The following is a 19,276-nucleotide window of genomic DNA, read 5'->3' as shown; positions in this document are numbered from 1 at the left end:
CTATGAGGGATTAAGGCAGGACTTTCGCAGAGAGGATAACTACCGGTTTTGTCGGCACATTCTGGTACGGACCGACATCGTGAGTCTGCACCTGAGAAATTTTATCGGCCACATCCATGCCTTTCACAACTTTACCAAACACCGCATAGCCAAAATCACGCTGGCCGTGGTCGAGGAAGGCGTTATCCGCCACGTTGAGGAAGAACTGGCTGGTGGCGCTGTCTTTATCGGCAGTACGCGCCATCGAGATGGTGCCGCGGCTGTTGCGCAGGCCGTTATCCGCTTCGTTCTTGATTGGCGGGTTCGGCTGTTTCTGCTGCATCTGCTCGTTGAAGCCGCCACCCTGCAGCATAAAGCCCGGGATCACGCGGTGGAAGGTGGTGCCGTTATAAAAACCGCTGTTCACATAATCGAGGAAGTTTTTCACAGAAACAGGGGCTTTCTGACTGTTCAGTTCCAGCTCAATGTTACCGGCAGAGGTGGTCAACAGAACGTGCGGGTCTCCTTTTGCTGCCAGCGCAGCAGGAGAGAGGGCTGAGAGAGCGAGTACAGCCGCGACAGCCGCCAGAGTTGATTTGAGCATGAGAATTCCTTAACAAAGCGCAGTAAAGAAAGCGAATGGCTTGATTCTAAAGAGCAGTATGGATCCAGGCCAGCCATTTACCTAATTTTACGCATTTGAAACAGTTGTAACCGCCGGGCAAACTGACGCCACCGATGTTAACGTGATCTAAATCACATCAAAACATGCAATTTTTGTTTAATTAACCATAAAAGATTTAAATAGATCACATTCACGCTTAAAATCTGGCCGCCCGCAGCGCCGTCAACGCGCTTTACATTTCTATTCACAGGCCAGTCATGACTAACAGCAATCGTATCAAGCTCACATGGATCAGCTTCTTCTCCTACGCCCTTACCGGTGCGTTGGTGATTGTCACCGGGATGGTGATGGGAAATATCGCAGACTATTTTAATCTGCCGGTTTCCAGCATGAGTAACACCTTCACCTTCCTTAACGCCGGGATCCTGATCTCCATCTTCCTGAACGCCTGGCTGATGGAAATCGTCCCCCTGAAAACCCAGCTGCGTTTCGGCTTTGTGCTGATGGTCGCCGCCGTCGCGGGCCTGATGCTCAGCCACAGCATCGCCCTGTTCTCTGCCGCCATGTTTGTGCTCGGGCTGGTCAGCGGGATCACCATGTCGATCGGCACGTTCCTCATTACGCATATGTATGAAGGCCGCCAGCGCGGCGCGCGTCTGCTGTTTACCGACTCCTTCTTCAGCATGGCAGGGATGATCTTCCCGATGGTGGCTGCGGCTCTGCTGGCTCGCAGCATTGAGTGGTACTGGGTTTATGCCTGCATCGGCCTGGTCTACGTGGCAATTTTCGTCCTGACCTTCGGCTGTGATTTCCCGGTACTCGGCAAAAAAGCCCAGGCCACCAGCGAACCGGTGGCGAAAGAGAAATGGGGTATCGGCGTGCTGTTCCTCTCCGTTGCCGCCCTGTGCTACATCCTCGGCCAGCTGGGCTTTATCTCCTGGGTGCCAGAGTATGCCAAAGGGCTGGGCATGAGCCTGAACGATGCCGGTCAGCTGGTCAGTGATTTCTGGATGTCGTACATGTTTGGTATGTGGGCGTTCAGCTTTATCCTGCGCTTCTTCGATCTGCAGCGGATCCTCACCGTACTGGCAGGTGCCGCCACCGTCCTGATGTATCTGTTCATCAACGGTTCGCCGGAGCAGATGCCGTGGTTTATCCTGACGCTCGGCTTCTTCTCCAGCGCCATTTATACCTCAATCATTACTCTGGGCTCCCTGCAGACCAAAGTGGCCTCGCCGAAACTGGTTAACTTCGTGCTCACCTGCGGCACCATCGGCACCATGCTGACCTTCGTGGTTACCGGCCCGATTGTGGCCCACAGCGGCCCGCTGGCGGCGTTACACACCGCTAACGGTCTCTACGCCGTGGTGTTCGTGATGTGCCTGGTGCTGGGCTTCGTGACCCGCCACCGCCAGCATAACGTGGCAGCAGCGTCTCATTGATCCCTCACGCCCCTTTGCTTCCTGCAGAGGGGCTGTTTCTGGTAAAGCTCACCTCTTCTCCCCCGTTATCCATCTGGATCCAGGTCTGCGCCAGCTGCGTGGTGGCAATCACCCGCCCCTGACGAATCGACCAGCGTACCGGCACCTGGCACCGCACCGCGTCAAAGCCCGTCTCCGCAGGCAGGATCACCAGGTTAGCCGGGTTGCCCATTTCGATACCGTAATCGCTCAGGCCAAAGGTCCGCGCGCTGTTATGGGTGATCAGATTCAGCCCGCTGTCGATCTGCTGATAGCCCATCATCTGGCAGACGTGCAGCCCCATATGCAGGACCTGCAGCATGTTGCCGGTGCCCAGCGGATACCAAGGGTCAAACACGTCGTCATGGCCGAAGCAGACGTTAATCCCCGCCTCCAGCAGCTCCTTCACGCGGGTGATGCCCCGGCGTTTTGGGTAGTCGTCAAACCGCCCCTGCAGATGGATATTCACCAGCGGATTGGCGACAAAGTTAATCCCGGAGAGCTTCAGCAGGCGGAACAGCCGCGAGGTATAGGCCCCGTTATAAGAGTGCATCGCAGTGGTATGGCTGGCGGTGACGCGCGGGCCGATCCCGGCCTCATACGCCAGCGTCGCCACCGTTTCGATAAACCGCGACTGCTCGTCGTCGATTTCATCGCAGTGAATATCCAGCGGCCGGTCGTACTTCTTCGCCAGTTCAAAAGCGATATGCAGGGACTGCACGCCGTACTCGCGGGTGAACTCAAAGTGCGGGATGGCACCCACCACGTCAGCCCCCAGCCGTAACGCCTCCTCCAGCAGGGCGGCGCCGTTGGGATAAGAGAGGATCCCCTCCTGCGGGAAGGCGACGATTTGCAGCTCAACCCACGGGGCGACCTCCTGCTTCACCTCCAGCATCGCCTTCAGGGCGGTAAGCGTGGGGTCGGAGACATCCACATGGGTACGCACAAACTGGATGCCGTTGGCGATCTGCCACTTCAGGGTCTTCCACGCCCGGGCTTTGACATCCTCATGGCTGAGCAGCGCCTTACGCTCTGCCCAACGTTCGATGCCCTCAAACAGCGTGCCGGACTGGTTCCAGTTCGGCTCCCCGGCGGTCTGGGTGGTATCGAGATGAATATGCGGTTCGATAAACGGCGCAAGGGCCAGCCCACCGCGCGCGTTTAAGACTTCATGGCTCTCGTTCTGCCCTTCACCCATCGGGGTGATTTCGCCAAAACGACCGTTCTCAATAGCCAGTTGCCATAATCCGTCCCGACCCGGTAACCGGACGTTCTGGATAAGCCAAAGCGGTGCTGTAGACATCGTATTCTCCCGAAAAAGAGCGCTGAAATTTAGGAGTAGCGGATCAATAAGATTAGCCCCCTAATTTGTACACAAAATCGGCTATCACGAAAAGCCTGCGATTTCCGTTACTTAGAAAAAACCTGACAAATCAGCAATCTACTCACTAAGGAGTAGTCTAAGGCGTATTTGATTTGCATCAATAAGTGCCGTTGCTGAATCGTTAAGGTAGGCAGTAATAGAAAAGAAATCGAGGCAAAAATGAGCAAAGTCAGACTCGCGATTATCGGTAACGGCATGGTCGGTCACCGCTTTATTGAGGATCTTCTTGATAAAGCCGATGCCGCCCAGTTCGACATTACCGTGTTCTGTGAAGAACCCCGTAAAGCGTACGACCGCGTACACCTCTCCTCCTACTTCTCTCACCACACCGCCGAAGAGCTCTCTCTGGTGCGTGAAGGTTTTTACGAGAAACATGGCGTGAAGGTGCTGGTGGGCGAACGCGCTATCACCATCAACCGTCAGGAAAAAGTGATTCATTCCAGTGCGGGACGCACGGTTTTTTACGACAAACTGATCATGGCGACTGGCTCTTACCCGTGGATCCCACCGATCAAAGGGTCAGAAACTCAGGATTGCTTCGTCTATCGTACCATTGAAGATCTCAACGCCATCGAATCCTGCGCTCGCCGCAGCAAACGCGGCGCGGTGGTTGGCGGCGGTCTGCTCGGCCTCGAAGCCGCTGGCGCGCTGAAAAACTTAGGCGTTGAAACCCACGTCATCGAATTTGCCCCGATGCTGATGGCAGAGCAGCTCGACCACATGGGTGGCGATCAGCTCAAACGCAAAATTGAGAGCATGGGTGTGAAAGTTCACACCAGCAAAAACACTAAAGAGATTGTTCAGGAAGGCACCGAGGCGCGTAAAACCATGCGCTTTGCCGACGGCAGCGAGCTGGAAGTGGACTTCATCGTCTTCTCCACCGGTATTCGCCCGCGCGACAAGCTGGCTACCCAGTGCGGCCTGGCCGTTGCCCAGCGCGGCGGTATCATGATCAACGATACCTGCCAGACCTCCGATCCGGATATCTATGCCATCGGTGAGTGCGCCAGCTGGAATAATCACGTCTACGGTCTGGTTGCCCCTGGCTACAAAATGGCACAGGTCACCGCTGACCACATCCTCGGTAATGATAACGCCTTCGCTGGCGCAGACATGAGCGCCAAGCTGAAACTGCTGGGCGTGGACGTGGGCGGTATTGGTGATGCACATGGCCGCACACCAAACTCCCGCAGCTACGTCTACCTCGATGAAAGCAAAGAAGTTTATAAGCGTCTTATCGTCAGCCCGGACAACAAAACCCTGCTCGGGGCGGTGCTGGTGGGTGATACCAGCGACTTCGGCAACCTGCTGCAACTGGTGCTGAACGCCATCGAACTGCCGGAGAACCCGGACGCACTGATCCTGCCAGCCCATGCGGCCAGCGGTAAGCCGTCGATTGGTGTCGATAAACTGCCGGACAGCGCGCAGATTTGCTCCTGCTTCGATGTCACCAAAGGCATGCTGATCTCCGCCATCAACAAGGGCTGCCATACTGTGGCGGCGCTGAAAGCCGAAACCAAAGCCGGGACCGGCTGCGGCGGCTGTATCCCGCTGGTCACCCAGGTGCTCAACGCCGAACTGGCGAAACAGGGTATCGAAGTGAACAACAACCTGTGCGAGCACTTCGCTTACTCTCGCCAGGAGCTGTACCACCTGATCCGCGTGGAAGGCATCAAATCCTTCGACGAACTGCTGCAGAAACATGGCCAGGGCTACGGGTGTGAAGTCTGTAAACCGACCGTCGGTTCCCTGCTGGCCTCCTGCTGGAATGAGTACGTGCTCAAGCCGCAGCACACTCCGCTGCAGGACACCAACGACAACTTCCTGGCTAACATCCAGAAAGACGGGACCTACTCGGTGATCCCACGCTCTGCTGGCGGTGAAATCACGCCGGAAGGTCTGGTGGCCGTGGGCCGCATCGCCCGCGAATTTAACCTCTACACCAAAATCACCGGTTCCCAGCGTATCGGTCTGTTCGGCGCGCAGAAAGACGACCTGCCGGAAATCTGGCGTCAGCTGATTGAAGCGGGCTTCGAAACCGGTCATGCCTATGCCAAAGCGCTGCGTATGGCGAAGACCTGCGTGGGCAGCACCTGGTGCCGCTACGGCGTGGGCGACAGCGTCGGCTTCGGCGTCGAGCTGGAAAACCGCTACAAAGGCATCCGTACCCCGCACAAAATGAAGTTCGGCGTCTCCGGCTGTACCCGTGAATGTGCCGAAGCGCAGGGTAAAGACGTGGGCATCATCGCCACCGAGAAAGGCTGGAACCTGTACGTCTGCGGTAACGGCGGGATGAAACCGCGTCATGCGGACCTGCTGGCGGCGGATATCGACCGCGAAACGCTGATCAAATACCTCGACCGCTTCATGATGTTCTACATCCGTACCGCGGACAAACTGACCCGTACCGCGCCGTGGCTGGATAATCTGGAAGGCGGCATCGACTACCTGAAGTCGGTCATCATCGACGACAAACTCGGCCTGAACGCAACGCTGGAAGAAGAGATGGCGCGCCTGCGTGACGCCGTGATTTGCGAATGGACTGAAACCGTCAACACCCCGGCGGCGCAGGTTCGCTTCAAACACTTTATTAACAGCACCCAGCGCGACCCGAGCGTGCAGGTGGTGCCAGAGCGCGAGCAGCATCGCCCGGCGACACCTTATGAACGCATTCCGGTCATGCTGGTGGAGGAAAATGTATGAGCCAGTGGGTCAACATCTGCAAAATCGACGAGATCCTGCCTGCCACCGGCGTGTGCGCGCTGTTAGGCCATGAGCAGGTCGCCATTTTCCGTCCACGCCACGACGAACAGGTCTTTGCCATCAGCAATATCGACCCGTTCTTCGAGGCCAGCGTGCTCTCCCGCGGGATCATCGCTGAGCATCAGGGCGAGCTGTGGGTTGCCAGCCCGCTGAAAAAACAGCGTTTCCGCCTGAGCGACGGTCACTGTATGGAAGATGAGAGCCGCTCCGTGAAGCACTATGACGTCCGCGTCAAAGACGGCAAGGTACAGCTGAGAGGCTAATTAATACGGGGGCGCAACGCCCCCGCTATTTGTTTTTGAATTTGATTTTGTAGGCCCTGCAAGCGCAGCGTCGCCGGGCAATTGCCGGATGGCGAAGCTCGCTTCTTATCCGGCCTACGATTTAGTTTTTAGCGTTTATTTTTCATTACTCAGGATAATCAAATGTTTACAGACACTATTAATAAGTGTGCGGCTAATGCTGCCCGCATCGCACGTCTCAGCAAAAACAGTCCTCTCGGCTTCTGGATCAGTTCCGCCATGGCGGGCGCCTATGTCGGCCTCGGGATCATTTTAATTTTCACCCTCGGTAATCTGGTCGATCCGTCCGTGCGTCCGCTGGTAATGGGCGCCACCTTTGGTATCGCCCTGACCCTGGTGATCATCGCCGGTTCTGAACTGTTCACCGGCCACACCATGTTCCTGACCCTGGGCGTCAAAGCGGGCACCATCACGCAGGGCCAGATGTGGGCGATCCTGCCGCAAACCTGGCTGGGTAACCTGGTGGGCTCGGTGTTTGTCGCCCTGCTCTACAGCTGGGGCGGCGGTAGCCTGCTGCCGGTGGATACCAGCCTCGTGCACACCGTCGCGCTGGCAAAAACCTCCGCACCGGCGATGGTACTGTTCTTCAAGGGCGCGCTCTGTAACTGGCTGGTCTGTCTTGCTATCTGGATGGCAATCCGTACCGAAGGCGCCGCGAAATTTATCGCCATCTGGTGGTGTTTGCTGGCCTTTATCGCTTCCGGCTATGAGCACTCCGTCGCCAACATGACCCTGTTTGCCCTCTCCTGGTTCGGTCACCACAGCGAAGCCTATACGCTGTCAGGTATCGGTCATAACCTGTTGTGGGTAACGCTTGGCAATACCCTTTCTGGGGTTGTATTTATGGGTTGGGGTTACTGGTATGCTACCCCTAAAGCGGAGCGTCCGACTCCGGCTACCATCGCAACCGTTCAGGCGAAAGCCAACCAGTAAGAAGAGGTAATGTCGTGGATCACCTGCCAATATTCTGTCAATTACGCAATCGCGACTGCCTGCTGGTAGGGGGTGGCGATGTGGCTGAACGTAAAGCCCGCCTGCTGTTAGAGGCAGGTGCCCGACTCACCGTCAATGCCCTCGACTTCGCCCCGCAATTCACCGTGTGGGCGCAGGAAGGGATGCTCACTCTCGTCGAGGGTGAGTTCCAGGAATCACTGCTCGATACCTGCTGGCTGACCATTGCCGCTACTGATAACGATGCGGTTAACCAGCGGGTCAGCGACGCCTGCGAAGCGCGACGGATCTTCTGCAACGTGGTGGATGCGCCGAAAGAGGCGAGCTTTATCATGCCGTCGATTATTGACCGCTCCCCGTTGATGGTCGCCGTCTCCTCCGGCGGGACCTCTCCCGTGCTGGCGCGTCTGCTGCGCGAAAAGCTGGAAGCGATCCTGCCGCAGCATCTGGGCCAGGTGGCTCACTACGCGGGGCAGCTGCGCTCCCGGGTGAAAAAGCAGTTCGCTACCGTAGGTGAACGCCGCCGCTTCTGGGAAAAATTCTTCGTAAACGATCGGCTGGCGCAGTCGCTGGCGAATCAGGATCGGAAAGCCGTGGAAGAAACCACCGAGCAGCTGATCAATGCCCCGCTCGATCACCGGGGCGAAGTGGTGCTGGTGGGTGCTGGTCCGGGCGATGCCGGGCTGTTAACCCTGAAAGGGTTACAGCAGATCCAGCAGGCGGATATCGTGGTTTATGACCGTCTGGTCTCCGACGACATCATGAACCTGGTGCGCCGGGATGCGGATCGGGTGTTTGTTGGCAAACGTGCCGGGTATCACTGCGTCCCCCAGGAAGAGATTAACCAGATCCTGCTGCGTGAAGCGCAGAAGGGCAAACGCGTGGTGCGTCTGAAAGGCGGGGATCCCTTTATCTTCGGGCGCGGCGGTGAGGAGCTGGAGACGCTGTGCGAGGCGGGTATTCCGTTCTCGGTGGTGCCGGGCATTACTGCCGCCTCCGGCTGCTCGGCCTATTCTGGTATCCCGTTGACCCACCGTGACTACGCCCAGAGCGTGCGCCTGGTTACCGGCCACTTGAAAACCGGCAGCGAGCTGGACTGGCATAACCTGGCCGCAGAGAAACAGACTCTGGTGTTCTATATGGGGCTAAACCAGGCGGCGACCATTCAGGCTAAACTGCTCGACCACGGTATGGATGCAGAGATGCCGGTTGCGCTGGTGGAGAACGGCACCTCGATTAAACAGCGTGTGGTCAGTGGCGTGTTAACCCAGTTGGGCGAGCTGGCCCAGCAGGTCGAAAGCCCGGCGCTGATCGTGGTGGGCCGGGTGGTGGCGCTGCGTGACAAGCTTAACTGGTTCTCAAATCACTAAGCCAGACTGAACATATTCCCCGCAAAATGAGTAGTCCTGTTATGGACTACTCCTCTCTTACCGCTATCGATAACATACCTTCCGCGAAAGCGCATTCTCTATATATTCCCTCAAGTTACACACAAGGAAGCGTTATGTTCAAACTGGCAAAGATTGCCCTGGTTGCAGGCATCTTAACTACCCTGACGGCGTGCACCGGCCACGTGCAAAACACCAAAAATAACTGCAGCTACGACTACCTGCTGCACCCGGCGATCTCGATCTCCAAGATCATCGGCGGCTGCGGCCCGGCAGCAAATCAGTAAGCCTTTTTCAGGCATAAAAAAACCGGGAATTTCCCGGTTTTTTTATTGGCGAGAGCATCGCGGCCTGATGCCCTCACCCTGGCCCTCTCCCACAGGGAGAGGGTACAAACCCTAAAAACGGTAACCATGTTACCGTTTTACATTTACCTACGGCTTAGCTACAAACCCAATCGCTTCGTACACCGCTTTCAGCGTTTCAGAGGCGCGCGCGCTGGCTTTCTCGGCGCCGTCTTTCATTATCTTCTGCAGGAAGGCTTCGTCGTTACGGAACTGGTTGTAGCGCGCCTGCAGCTCGGTCAGCATGCCGGAGACCGCATCAGCCACTTCACCTTTCAGGTGGCCGTACATTTTCCCTTCGAAGTGCTGCTCCAGCTCCGGGATGCTCTGGCCAGTCACGCCAGAGAGAATATCCAGCAGGTTAGAGACGCCCGCTTTATTCTGCACGTCATAACGCACCACTGGCGGCTCGTCAGAGTCGGTGACCGCACGCTTAAGCTTCTTCACCACCGCTTTCGGATCTTCCAGCAGGCCAATCACGTTGTTGCGGTTATCGTCCGACTTGGACATCTTTTTGGTCGGCTCCAGCAGGGACATCACGCGGGCACCGGACTTCGGAATGAACGGCTCTGGCACCTTGAAGACATCGCCGTAAATCGCGTTGAAACGCTGGGCAATATCGCGGCTCAGCTCCAGATGCTGCTTCTGGTCTTCACCCACCGGGACCTGGTTGGTCTGATACAGCAGAATGTCCGCCGCCATCAGTACCGGATAATCAAACAGGCCAGCGTTGATGTTTTCAGCGTAACGGGACGATTTGTCCTTAAACTGGGTCATTCGGCTCAGTTCACCGAAATAGGTGTAGCAGTTCAGGGCCCAGCCCAGTTGGGCATGTTCCGGAACGTGAGACTGAACGAAGATGGTGCTTTTCTCAGGATCGATACCGCAAGCCAGATACAGCGCAAGAGTGTCGAGGGTCGCTTTACGCAGTTTTTCTGGATCCTGACGGGCGGTGATCGCATGCAAATCCACGATGCAGTAGATGCAATGATAGTCATCCTGCATGCCCACCCACTGACGCAGCGCACCCATATAGTTGCCAATGGTCAGTTCACCTGAGGGCTGTGCACCACTAAATACGATGGGCTTAGTCATTTTTCAATTCCTGATTTTCACTGTGCGAAAGCCCGAGAACGGGCAGTAAATCTTTGAAGTGGTCGAAGACGAAATCCGGCTCACTCAGCGTAATGGATTCACCGTAGTTATAGCCATAGGTCAGGCCAACGGACGGGCAACCTGCAGCCCTGGCCGCCAGAATATCATTGCGTGAATCCCCGACAAAGAGCAGCGCGTCCGGCGTTAAGGATAATTTTCCTGCCACCAGCAACAGCGGTTCGGGATGCGGCTTCTTATTCTGCACGTCATCGCCGCCGACAATTACCGAGAAGTATTTGGCGATATCCAGCGCTTCCAGCAAGGGTGCGACAAAGGCCGTCGGTTTGTTGGTCACCAGCGCCAGCGGCATGCCTTCAGCATGCAGCGCGCTCAGCGTGCCGGCCACATCCGGAAACAGGAAGCTGCCCTCTTCCACCGTCTCTTCATAGAAACGGTTGAACAACTTACGCAGCACGCGAAGTTGCTCTTCCTGCGGGATATCCGCGTGATCGACGCCAGGTTTGCCCTGCGCTGCACGCTGAATGGCACGCTCCTGACGCGCCCAGGTCAGCGCGCGCTCCATCAGCACGTCTGCCCCGTTACCGATCCACGTGATCACGCGATCTTCGCCCGCTACCGGCAGCTCCAGCGCATACAGCGCCTGATCTACCGCCGCGGTTAAGCCTGGCGCGCTGTCTACCAGCGTACCGTCGAGGTCAAACGCTACGCCCCGAATTGCCTGCAAATTATTCATGACTTACCTTCGCCAGTTCACTGCGCATTTCATCAATAACTTTTTTGTAGTCCGGCTGATCGAAGATCGCTGAACCGGCCACAAACATATCTGCGCCCGCCGCGGCGATTTCACCGATGTTGCTCACCTTCACGCCGCCGTCCACTTCGAGACGGATATCAAAACCGGATTCGTCGATACGACGACGCACTTCGCGCAGCTTATCCAGAGTATGTGGAATGAAAGACTGCCCGCCGAAGCCCGGGTTCACGGACATCAGCAGGATCACGTCCAGCTTGTCCATCACGTGATCGAGATAGCTCAATGGCGTGGCCGGGTTAAACACCAGGCCAGCTTTACAGCCGTGCTCTTTGATCAGCTGCAGGGTGCGGTCAACGTGTTCGGAAGCTTCAGGATGGAAGGTGATGATGCTGGCACCCGCGGCGGCAAAATCCGGCACGATGCGGTCGACCGGCTTCACCATCAGATGCACGTCAATAGGGGCGGTCACGCCGTAGTTGCGCAGTGCCTTGAGGACCATCGGGCCGATGGTCAGGTTAGGCACGTAGTGGTTATCCATAACGTCGAAATGAACGACATCCGCACCGGCAGCGAGGGCTTTCGCGGTATCTTCGCCCAGCCGGGCAAAATCAGCCGAAAGAATTGAGGGTGCAATCAAATACTGTTTCATCCGCATCTCCTTGAACTTTGTTTAACGGCGGGCGAAACGGCTCAGGGGAGATAGAGAGCCAGCAGTTCGTCCACCTTTTTACGTGTACCGCCGTTGCTGCTGATGCTGCGCCGGACTTTGACCTGATAATGATCTGCGGCCTTGTACCATTCGCGCGTATCAGGCGTATCGTGATTCGAAATTAACACCGGAATTCTTTTGCTGACCAGCTTTTCCGCCATTTCCGCCAGACGCGCCTGCTCGGCAGGACTGAAGCTGTTGGTGTGATAAGCGGTGAAGTTCGCCGTTGCCGACAGAGGGGCGTACGGCGGATCGCAGTAGACCACCGAATCGGCGTCAGCTTTATCCATACACTCTTCATACGAGAGGCAATGGAACTCCGCATTCTGCGCTTTTTCAGCAAAGTGATACAACTCGGCCTGAGGGAAATAGGGACGCTTGTAGCGACCGAAGGGCACGTTGAATTGTCCACGCAGATTATACCGGCACAGGCCGTTGTAGCCATGGCGGTTGAGGTAGAGGAACAATAGCGCCCGACGGAACTTATCCTCGCACTGATTAAACTCAGCGCGGAGCTGGTAGTAAACGTCCGGGTTGTTGTTCTCAGGGGTAAACAGCTTACGCGCCTCATCCACGTACTCGTCGGTACGCAGCTTTACGATGTTATAGAGGTCGATAAGGTCGCTGTTGATATCCGCAAGGATATAGCGGGAGTAGTCGGTATTGAGGAATACCGAGCCCGCGCCCACAAAGGGTTCGACAAGACACTCGCCCGCAGGCAGGCGTTGTTTAATATCATCGAGCAGGGGGTATTTCCCCCCTGCCCATTTCAGAAAAGCGCGATTTTTTTTCATGCTGACTAACTGATTACACCTTCTCCGGCTGTGGAGAAAGCTCCGACAGCATCCTGCGCTTCACAGATTACTTCAAATCGGACTGAACCTGACGGATCGGCTTCGCCCATGGGTTTTTCGCCTGAACATCGGCTGGCAGTGTGGCGACCGCGCGTTTTGCTTCATCTTTCGAAGCATACACGCCGCTTACCAGCACATACCACGGCTGACCGTTACGGGTGGTCTCATAGACGACAAAGTTCTTCAGGTTCGTCTTTTTCGCCCAGCTGTTCAGGTTGTCATAGTTGGAAGAACTGCTCAACTGCAGCGTGTAGTTGCTGGATGACGCAGACTTCAGTGAACTCACATTCCCTGACGATTTACCGGTGCTGGCAGTGGCTGCAGGTGCGGCTGCCGCTGGTGCCGCGGCTGTCGCCGTCGGTGCTGGCGTTGCGGTCGCTTTCGGTGCCGTTGCTGTCGCTGCAGGGGCTTTCGCTGGTGCGCTGGCTGCAGTTTCAGTGTGCTTCGGCTGGGCGACGGCTTTTGGCGTTTCCGCTTTCGCCACTGGTTGCGGCTTCACTTCACGCTTCGGCTCAATCACCGTCTGCTTACGTTCCTGATGCTGGGCAGGCTTAGTCTGACGTGGCGCAGTTTCTGTCGCCGCGGTCTGCTGTTGCCCGGTCGCACCACGGATTGGCGCTACGGTGGCAGGCTCGGTCGGCAGCGTGGAGTTGACCACCACGTTGTTAACCTGCTGCTGATTCTGCTGTTGCGTCAGCGCATTGTTCAGATCGCCCTGCACTTCAACACGCTGCTGGCCTTCCGGGGTTGCCGGTGCCTGGCCCTGGGTTGGTGTGGATGCGACTGGCGGCAGAGAGATCTCCTGCTGAGTATTCTCGGCAGAGGTGGTCCCTGGCGCAGGCTGGGTGCCGTTGGCCTGATCGGCAGCATTACCGGAAAGATCGACACTCTTCTCAGTAGAGGCGCGCTGATCGGCTGGATTGCTCGACGGGGCTTTAAGTGCAGAGCCGACGCCGATAATCAGCAGCAGCAGGACCAGCACCCCCAGCCCCATCATAATATACTGGCGGGAAGCGGGTTTCGCCGGAGCGGCTTTACGCTTACGCGGGCGGCGCTCTACGGGCGCTTCGTCCACTGAATCATCTTCAGACTCAAAATCTTCTTCACGCTCGTCGCGGGCAGCACGGCCACGCGAAGGACGAGGGTCGTCGTTTTCTACATCGACCTCGTCGAAGTTAATTTGCGGCTCGTTATCGCGTTCTGAAGCCTGGCGAGTACGACCAGTACGACGATCGCTGGGATCGGGTTTCAGCTCGTCTTCTGGTTTGAATTCATCCATTTAACACCCCACTAAAAGGCTTATGCCTACGACTTTGCACATCACCTGAAGCAAAATGGCTACGTTTACCGCAGCCGGACCTTTCTAATAGTTACGCCTGCTGACAATCAGCAATAGCGCCAAGAACTACATCGTGCGGCACACCGCCACGCACTTCACTCTTACCTATCGCAAGCGGGAGTACCAGACGCATCTCGCCTGCTAATACTTTTTTATCACGCATCATATGCGGCAGGTAGGCCTGCGCAGACATTTCACGCGGCCCCGTCACCGGTAACCCGGCACGCTCAAGCAGCGTGATAATGCGTTGCGTATCCGCCTTGCTGAACTGACCCAGACGTTCCGAGGTGCGCGCGGCCATTACCATTCCCGCCGCCACGGCCTCGCCATGCAGCCAGTTACCGTAGCCCATTTCGGCTTCGATAGCATGACCATAGGTATGTCCCAGATTCAGTAAAGCACGTAAGCCTGTTTCGCGCTCGTCTGCGGCCACGACTTCTGCTTTCAGCTCACAGCAGCGGCGAATACAGTACGCCATCGCCTGACCATCCAGGCGCAATAAGGCATCCATATTCTCTTCCAGCCAGCTAAAGAACGCGCCGTCCAGAATAATGCCGTACTTGATCACTTCCGCCAGGCCCGACGCCAGCTCACGCTGAGGCAGGGTTTGCAGACAGTCGAGATCCACCACCACCGAAGCGGGCTGGTAGAACGCGCCAATCATGTTTTTGCCAAGCGGATGGTTAACGGCTGTTTTGCCGCCAACAGAAGAGTCGACCTGCGACAACAGCGTGGTAGGAATTTGAATAAAACGTACGCCACGCTGATAGCTTGCCGCAGCAAACCCCGTAAGATCGCCAACAACACCGCCGCCTAACGCCAGCAGTGTAGTATCGCGACCATGCGGTTTTTGCAGTAATGCGGTAAAGACGGTATCCAGTACCGTCAGGCTTTTATACTGCTCGCCATCAGGCAGAATCACACTGTCGACCTTCACGCCAGCCTGTTCAAGGCGCTGACGCACAGAGTCGAGATAAAGCGGAGCCAGCGTCTCGTTGGTGACCAGCATTGCCTGATCACCCGCTTTCAGTGGTAAGAAGGAAGCTGGGTCGTTAAACAAACCAGCCGCGATAGTGATAGGGTAACTCCGTTCACCGAGAGTGACTGTAATCCTCTCCATAGCGCGACATCCACCTTAAATGCTTTTACCCGCAGGCGAGTGTATATAAAGCCAGAATCAGTTGCTTTCCAGCATATGAATAATCTGGTTTGCGACCACTTTAGCGCTCTGGTCGTCTGTGCGAATGGTGACGTCGGCAATCTCTTCGTACAGCGGATTGCGTTCACCAGCCAGGGCTTCCAGAACTTCGCGTGGAGGTGTCTCAACCTGCAGCAACGGGCGTTTTTTATCACGCTGCGTACGCGCCAGCTGTTTTTCGATGGTCGTTTCGAGATAGACCACGACACCGCGGGCGGAGAGACGGTTGCGAGTTTCGCGAGATTTTACAGAGCCGCCGCCAGTAGCCAGCACAATGCCCTGTTTTTCCGTAAGTTCATTAATGACTTTTTCTTCACGGTCACGGAAACCCTCTTCGCCTTCTACATCGAAGACCCAGCCCACATCAGCTCCGGTTCGTTTCTCAATCTCTTGATCAGAATCGTAAAATTCCATATTGAGTTGTTGAGCTAACTGGCGCCCAATAGTGCTTTTGCCGGCACCCATAGGCCCAACCAGAAAGATATTGCGTTTCTCTGCCATTTTTTCGGTACTACTAAGACTATTCGTTAATGGTAAACCCGCTGCACCGATATCGTGCGTAGCAGGACATGAACTGAAACCTCATATGCGATAGAGCGAGAGTCAGACTAAAAATTATCTCAATACTCATGCTTGTTTGGCAACAGATTAAATCACCCTGCATGCCGCTTAAGTTATTAAGGAGTGAGATTGAGTAAGCTGATTCTCAAATCGGTACTCCTTGTATGCTAATTCATGCCCCACGTCAAACATCTGCAACAAACAGTATGCAAAATCACGCGGGGCATTGTGGGACATTAAGGCGTCGCAACCAGACGAGGCGTGATAAAAACCACTAACTCCCGGCGTTCGTTGTCTTTTCCCTGATGACGAAAAAGTTGCCCCAGTAAAGGAATACGGCTCAAGCCTGGCACAGTTTCGCTGCCGGTTTTATGCCTCTGAGAAAAAATTCCGCCTAAGGCCAGCGTTTCACCGCTTTTAACCTCGACCTGAGTTTCAATCTCCTGCTTATCGATCGCCAGCGTTTCGCCATCGGCCTGCTGCAGAACCTGACCCGGGGCGTTCTCACTGATACGCAGCTTCAGGCGTACCCGTCCGTTGGCCAGTACCATCGGCGTCACCTCCATCCCCAGCACCGCCTCTTTAAATTCAACCGACGTCGCGCCGCTCTCGCCGCTTGAGACCTGATAGGGGATCTCGCTGCCCTGTTTGATGCTGGCGGGCTGCATGTGCGACGCCAGCAGGCGCGGGCTGGCAATGATATCGACCTGCTGCTTCTGCTCCAGGGCGGAGAGTTCGAGATCCAGCAGCCGACCGTTGATCCGCCCGATATTAAACCCCACCTGGGTAGTGGCATTGTTGACAGACAGATCGCTGCTGAGCATCGTCAGCTGTCCGGACTTACCGGGCTGCTGCCCCTGAGCCAGATTCCACTTCACCCCCAGCTCGCGCAGGCTTTTCTCACTCATGCTGACGATATGCGCAGCCAGCTCTACCTGAGCCACGGGGAGATCCATCTGCGCTACCCAGTGCTGGAGTGCCTCCAGCGCAGCCCGGGTATCGCGCACCAGCAGGCGATTGGTGCGCTTGTCTACCGCCAGGCTGCCTTTTGGGCTGAGGAGCTTTTCGGCAGCCGCCTGTAAATCTCCTGCATCGGCATAAGAGAGGGGAAAACTCCGCGCCTCCAGCGGCGCGCTGAGCTGCCGTTTTGTTCGCTCGGCCTCTTTTCTGGCCTGCTGTTGCTGCTGCCAGTCGGCGGTATGGATATAAAAAATGCCCGCCTGCTGGCGCATGACCAGCCCGGCGCTGGTGACTACCGTCTGGATCGCCTGCTGCCAGGGCACCTCCTGCAGACGCAGAGAGACATTGCCGCTGACGCCCGGGGAGATAATCATGTTGCGGTTCTCCTGCTCCGCCAGCGCCTGCAGAAGCTGGGCGACCGGCACCTCATCCACCACCAGGCTCACCGGTGCCGGCTCCGCGGCCAGCGCCTGGCTACCCACCAGCAGTAATGCCACGATCCCTGTTTTCATCCTGTTTCGTTCCTTGTCGTTGCCATCGCCACTGCGCCGGTTCACACGTCCCGGGCATATCGATGACCAGTTCTTTTTCATCCAGCGCCGCCACCCGTCCGCCTTGCGCCAGCGTGTCGCCGTGACGAAGGCGCAGCCAGCGCGACCTTTCATCCCTGATGATCGCCACCGGCACCTTACCCAGCACCACCCCGACATAACGCCACTGCCGCAGTGCGGCAGTCGGGCAGCGTGATTCCGGGGCCTGAAAGGGATCCCGCAGGCCAAGAAGCAGCGGCAGTAATAGCAGCACTCCGCACTTAACCCGCATCCTGACGCTCCAGCTGCATGACTATCTGTAACCTGTTCTGCCCGGGCTGAATGCTAAAACGCCCCACCGCAACGTCGCGCCGGGCGAGCGTGGCAAACAGGGAGGGGATCTGCGCCCACGTCGCCTCCATCACCAGTTCGCCCCCTGCTCCCCCGGGCTGCCAGCGAACCATCCGCAGCGCATCGGTATCAAACGCCAGCGGCGAAAATGGCTCTGCTGCCACGGCAGATTGTGCGTCGTCAGGGGGTAAGAGCTTACGCACGGCGGTCCACAGCCGGGCATGGGCCTCGACATTGCGCGTGTGCTGAGCCTGCTGCGTTGCGGTCTGCCGATCCTGCATTCGCCATTGCATCCCGGTGAGGCAGCTCAGCAGTAACGCTGAACTGAGCCCCCAGCACAGGCAGCGGCCGCGCGGCGTCATGGCATACCAGCTGTCAGGAGGGATCCGCATCACCACTCTCCTTCCGGGTCAGCGTCCAGCTAAACTGCCAGCGGCCCTGGGCATCCTGTCGCATCTCCCCCGGGGCACCGGGGGTAAAGCCTGGTATCTGACGTAGTGCCGTCTCCAGCGCCGCAAGGGCGGGCTGCGTGGCGGCGTAGCCGGTCAGCGAGAGGGTTGGATGCTGGAAGCGTAGCTGCGCCAGCCACGCTTGCTCCGGCAGGAGGCGGGATAAGGCGATCAATGCCGGTTGCCAGGCTTCGGTCTTCGCTTTGTGAACTGCCCACCGCTGCTGTTGCTGTTGCCGGGCCTGTAACGCCGTCCACTGCTTGTGCCGCTGCTCCAGCCCCTGACGCAGGGCCAGATCGCTTTGTTGTCGTAGCGCGTAAGCGCGTGTTACCAGGGGATTGCTGGCCCGAATAGCGGCGCAGAGCATCAGCGCCAGCAGCAGCGAGCCGGTAAACATCAGCCCCCAGAAGCGCAGGCAGCGATGTCGTTGCTGTTGACGCCACGGCAGAAGATTGGCCGTCCTCATCGGGAGTACTCTCCGGTCGCCAGCGCCAGCGCGACGCTGAAGTCCGCCCCGTTTTCCGGCAGCGGCGGCTGGGTGCGGGATAGCACGCACCAGGGGTCGAAGTTGCCCGCCCCACAGCAGGCGATTTCGTCGACCCTGAGCGCCAGCAGAGCGGCCAGCCGATCGACGTCCGGGGCCTCCGCCAGCCCGCGTCGGCCCCACTGGTGGCGCATCGCCCAGAGCCACTGGTCCCGGTCGCGCCAGGCAACGCACTGGGCCGGAGCTTGCACAAAGGGCAGCAGGTGCGCCAGCGCCCCGGCATCAGGTGTGACCGTTGCCAGCCGCAAACGCAGTACCCGGGCCAGCTCCAGCAGCGTCGCGATCTCCTTATTCTGCGCCGCCGTCACGTGATACGCCTGGCTGAAGGTATCTTCCGCATAGTCAAACCGCAGGGCATCGGGGGGCATCTCCAGCTCACGGCTTATCGCCGCGGCGATCCAGGCGGCCTGTTCGCTGTCCCGCAGGGTCATCGATGGGCGCGGCAGCGTGCGCTGTAGGGTACGGGCGGCCGGAAAGGCGAGAAAAATGTGATGTTGATGAGGCAGCATCTGGCGCCATTCGCGCAGCGCCGCAGCCAGTTGTTCGGGCTGAAGAATTTGCCCGTCGCGGATAATGCCCGCCGCCAGGGGAAGCTGCCACCAGCGGCGCAACCCCCATCCCGACTTTTCGCGCACCAGCGCGACGGCCAGCACCTTATCCTGTTGAATATGAACGCCTGTATGCCATGTTTTAAACGCCATGTTTCACGATCTCC

At 57.4% G+C, this 19,276-nt stretch carries 20 protein-coding genes; 6 read left to right on the top strand and 14 right to left on the bottom strand.

Translation table 11 applies throughout. The features are described from left to right. Positions 1-10 precede the first annotated feature (10 nt). Positions 11-583, bottom strand: a complete 573-nt coding sequence (ppiA, locus tag LG383_RS20805; RefSeq protein ID WP_032614775.1) for a peptidylprolyl isomerase A — start codon at positions 581-583, stop codon at positions 11-13. A gap of 278 nt (positions 584-861) precedes the next feature. Here ppiA and tsgA point away from each other — a divergent pair, with 278 nt between their 5' ends. Further along, on the top strand, positions 862-2,046 hold the full coding sequence (tsgA, locus tag LG383_RS20800) for an MFS transporter TsgA (protein WP_106995191.1): 1,185 nt from the start codon (positions 862-864) through the stop codon (positions 2,044-2,046). 4 nt (positions 2,047-2,050) lie between these two features. Here the strand turns inward: tsgA and LG383_RS20795 are convergent, their stop codons facing one another. Then, positions 2,051-3,367, bottom strand: a complete 1,317-nt coding sequence (locus LG383_RS20795) for a cytosine deaminase (protein WP_225760070.1) — start codon at positions 3,365-3,367, stop codon at positions 2,051-2,053. A 240-nt stretch (positions 3,368-3,607) separates the two neighbouring features. Between LG383_RS20795 and nirB the strand changes: the two genes are divergently transcribed. The 5 genes from nirB to LG383_RS20770 all read left to right on the top strand — a co-directional run bounded on the left by nirB (position 3,608) and on the right by LG383_RS20770 (position 9,139). Beyond that, positions 3,608-6,151 carry a nitrite reductase large subunit NirB gene (gene nirB / locus LG383_RS20790; protein ID WP_106995193.1) on the top strand — a complete coding sequence of 848 codons (2,544 nt, stop codon included), beginning with the start codon at positions 3,608-3,610 and terminating at the stop codon, positions 6,149-6,151. After that, the gene (nirD, locus tag LG383_RS20785) at positions 6,148-6,474 is read left to right on the top strand and encodes a nitrite reductase small subunit NirD (protein ID WP_032614780.1); all 327 of its coding nucleotides are present in this window, start codon (positions 6,148-6,150) and stop codon (positions 6,472-6,474) included. The genes nirB and nirD overlap by 4 nt, the downstream gene beginning before the upstream one ends. Before the next feature lie 162 nt (positions 6,475-6,636). Further along, the gene (nirC, locus tag LG383_RS20780; RefSeq protein ID WP_106995194.1) at positions 6,637-7,446 is read left to right on the top strand and encodes a nitrite transporter NirC; all 810 of its coding nucleotides are present in this window, start codon (positions 6,637-6,639) and stop codon (positions 7,444-7,446) included. Positions 7,447-7,460: 14 nt separating this feature from the next. Continuing rightward, positions 7,461-8,834: a siroheme synthase CysG gene (gene cysG / locus LG383_RS20775; protein WP_225760069.1), complete on the top strand. Its 1,374-nt coding sequence runs from the start codon at positions 7,461-7,463 to the stop codon at positions 8,832-8,834. Positions 8,835-8,968: 134 nt separating this feature from the next. Beyond that, positions 8,969-9,139 (top strand): YhfL family protein, encoded by a 171-nt coding sequence (locus LG383_RS20770; RefSeq protein ID WP_032614785.1) that lies wholly within the window; start codon positions 8,969-8,971, stop codon positions 9,137-9,139. Positions 9,140-9,286: 147 nt separating this feature from the next. On the opposite strand, the gene trpS is transcribed toward LG383_RS20770, so the two are convergent. The 12 genes from trpS to LG383_RS20710 all read right to left on the bottom strand — a co-directional run bounded on the left by trpS (position 9,287) and on the right by LG383_RS20710 (position 19,262). Beyond that, positions 9,287-10,291 (bottom strand): tryptophan--tRNA ligase, encoded by a 1,005-nt coding sequence (gene trpS, locus LG383_RS20765; protein WP_106995196.1) that lies wholly within the window; start codon positions 10,289-10,291, stop codon positions 9,287-9,289. Then, positions 10,284-11,045: a phosphoglycolate phosphatase gene (gene gph, locus LG383_RS20760; protein WP_106995197.1), complete on the bottom strand. Its 762-nt coding sequence runs from the start codon at positions 11,043-11,045 to the stop codon at positions 10,284-10,286. The genes trpS and gph overlap by 8 nt, the downstream gene beginning before the upstream one ends. Further along, a complete protein-coding gene (gene rpe / locus LG383_RS20755) occupies positions 11,038-11,715 on the bottom strand; it encodes a ribulose-phosphate 3-epimerase (protein ID WP_106995198.1) in 678 nt (225 codons plus the stop codon). The genes gph and rpe overlap by 8 nt, the downstream gene beginning before the upstream one ends. A 41-nt stretch (positions 11,716-11,756) precedes the next feature. Beyond that, complete coding sequence (gene dam, locus LG383_RS20750; RefSeq protein ID WP_106995199.1) at positions 11,757-12,569, bottom strand: adenine-specific DNA-methyltransferase; 813 nt, start codon at positions 12,567-12,569, stop codon at positions 11,757-11,759. A 67-nt stretch (positions 12,570-12,636) separates the two neighbouring features. Continuing rightward, positions 12,637-13,908, bottom strand: coding sequence for a cell division protein DamX (gene damX / locus LG383_RS20745; protein WP_225760068.1), 1,272 nt, complete (start codon positions 13,906-13,908; stop codon positions 12,637-12,639). A 91-nt stretch (positions 13,909-13,999) separates the two neighbouring features. Further along, positions 14,000-15,088 (bottom strand): 3-dehydroquinate synthase, encoded by a 1,089-nt coding sequence (gene aroB, locus LG383_RS20740; protein ID WP_166184387.1) that lies wholly within the window; start codon positions 15,086-15,088, stop codon positions 14,000-14,002. 57 nt (positions 15,089-15,145) lie between these two features. Then, positions 15,146-15,667 (bottom strand): shikimate kinase AroK, encoded by a 522-nt coding sequence (gene aroK, locus LG383_RS20735; protein WP_010436374.1) that lies wholly within the window; start codon positions 15,665-15,667, stop codon positions 15,146-15,148. Between the two features lie 296 nt (positions 15,668-15,963). Beyond that, the gene (hofQ, locus tag LG383_RS20730; RefSeq protein ID WP_225760067.1) at positions 15,964-17,199 is read right to left on the bottom strand and encodes a DNA uptake porin HofQ; all 1,236 of its coding nucleotides are present in this window, start codon (positions 17,197-17,199) and stop codon (positions 15,964-15,966) included. Continuing rightward, positions 17,162-17,509, bottom strand: a complete 348-nt coding sequence (locus LG383_RS20725) for a HofP DNA utilization family protein (protein ID WP_225760066.1) — start codon at positions 17,507-17,509, stop codon at positions 17,162-17,164. The genes hofQ and LG383_RS20725 overlap by 38 nt, the downstream gene beginning before the upstream one ends. Continuing rightward, a complete protein-coding gene (locus tag LG383_RS20720; RefSeq protein WP_225760065.1) occupies positions 17,499-17,960 on the bottom strand; it encodes a hypothetical protein in 462 nt (153 codons plus the stop codon). Before LG383_RS20720 ends, LG383_RS20725 begins: the two co-directional genes overlap by 11 nt. Then, entirely contained in the window at positions 17,944-18,483 is a 540-nt protein-coding gene (locus LG383_RS20715) for a PilN domain-containing protein (RefSeq protein WP_225760064.1), read from the bottom strand. Before LG383_RS20715 ends, LG383_RS20720 begins: the two co-directional genes overlap by 17 nt. Beyond that, positions 18,480-19,262: a DNA utilization protein HofM gene (locus LG383_RS20710; RefSeq protein WP_106995205.1), complete on the bottom strand. Its 783-nt coding sequence runs from the start codon at positions 19,260-19,262 to the stop codon at positions 18,480-18,482. Before LG383_RS20710 ends, LG383_RS20715 begins: the two co-directional genes overlap by 4 nt. Positions 19,263-19,276: the final 14 nt, after the last annotated feature.

This window comes from Leclercia sp. Marseille-Q4284, assembly GCF_916618945.1.
Lineage (GTDB): Bacteria > Pseudomonadota > Gammaproteobacteria > Enterobacterales > Enterobacteriaceae > Enterobacter > Enterobacter tamurae.
Note: the sequence above shows the minus strand (reverse complement) of the source record. Positions and strands in the feature narration are given on the sequence as shown.

What these genes read in the sequence shown, in the direction of transcription:
- ppiA (WP_032614775.1), bottom strand. Translation starts at nt 583, where the DNA reads ATGCTCAAATCAACTCTGGCGGCTGTCGCGGCTGTACTCGCTCTCTCA.
- tsgA (WP_106995191.1), top strand. Translation starts at nt 862, where the DNA reads ATGACTAACAGCAATCGTATCAAGCTCACATGGATCAGCTTCTTCTCC.
- LG383_RS20795 (WP_225760070.1), bottom strand. Translation starts at nt 3,367, where the DNA reads ATGTCTACAGCACCGCTTTGGCTTATCCAGAACGTCCGGTTACCGGGT.
- nirB (WP_106995193.1), top strand. Translation starts at nt 3,608, where the DNA reads ATGAGCAAAGTCAGACTCGCGATTATCGGTAACGGCATGGTCGGTCAC.
- nirD (WP_032614780.1), top strand. Translation starts at nt 6,148, where the DNA reads ATGAGCCAGTGGGTCAACATCTGCAAAATCGACGAGATCCTGCCTGCC.
- nirC (WP_106995194.1), top strand. Translation starts at nt 6,637, where the DNA reads ATGTTTACAGACACTATTAATAAGTGTGCGGCTAATGCTGCCCGCATC.
- LG383_RS20770 (WP_032614785.1), top strand. Translation starts at nt 8,969, where the DNA reads ATGTTCAAACTGGCAAAGATTGCCCTGGTTGCAGGCATCTTAACTACC.
- trpS (WP_106995196.1), bottom strand. Translation starts at nt 10,291, where the DNA reads ATGACTAAGCCCATCGTATTTAGTGGTGCACAGCCCTCAGGTGAACTG.
- gph (WP_106995197.1), bottom strand. Translation starts at nt 11,045, where the DNA reads ATGAATAATTTGCAGGCAATTCGGGGCGTAGCGTTTGACCTCGACGGT.
- rpe (WP_106995198.1), bottom strand. Translation starts at nt 11,715, where the DNA reads ATGAAACAGTATTTGATTGCACCCTCAATTCTTTCGGCTGATTTTGCC.
- dam (WP_106995199.1), bottom strand. Translation starts at nt 12,569, where the DNA reads ATGAAAAAAAATCGCGCTTTTCTGAAATGGGCAGGGGGGAAATACCCC.
- damX (WP_225760068.1), bottom strand. Translation starts at nt 13,908, where the DNA reads ATGGATGAATTCAAACCAGAAGACGAGCTGAAACCCGATCCCAGCGAT.
- aroB (WP_166184387.1), bottom strand. Translation starts at nt 15,088, where the DNA reads ATGGAGAGGATTACAGTCACTCTCGGTGAACGGAGTTACCCTATCACT.
- aroK (WP_010436374.1), bottom strand. Translation starts at nt 15,667, where the DNA reads ATGGCAGAGAAACGCAATATCTTTCTGGTTGGGCCTATGGGTGCCGGC.
- hofQ (WP_225760067.1), bottom strand. Translation starts at nt 17,199, where the DNA reads ATGAAAACAGGGATCGTGGCATTACTGCTGGTGGGTAGCCAGGCGCTG.
- LG383_RS20725 (WP_225760066.1), bottom strand. Translation starts at nt 17,509, where the DNA reads ATGCGGGTTAAGTGCGGAGTGCTGCTATTACTGCCGCTGCTTCTTGGC.
- LG383_RS20720 (WP_225760065.1), bottom strand. Translation starts at nt 17,960, where the DNA reads ATGCGGATCCCTCCTGACAGCTGGTATGCCATGACGCCGCGCGGCCGC.
- LG383_RS20715 (WP_225760064.1), bottom strand. Translation starts at nt 18,483, where the DNA reads ATGAGGACGGCCAATCTTCTGCCGTGGCGTCAACAGCAACGACATCGC.
- LG383_RS20710 (WP_106995205.1), bottom strand. Translation starts at nt 19,262, where the DNA reads ATGGCGTTTAAAACATGGCATACAGGCGTTCATATTCAACAGGATAAG.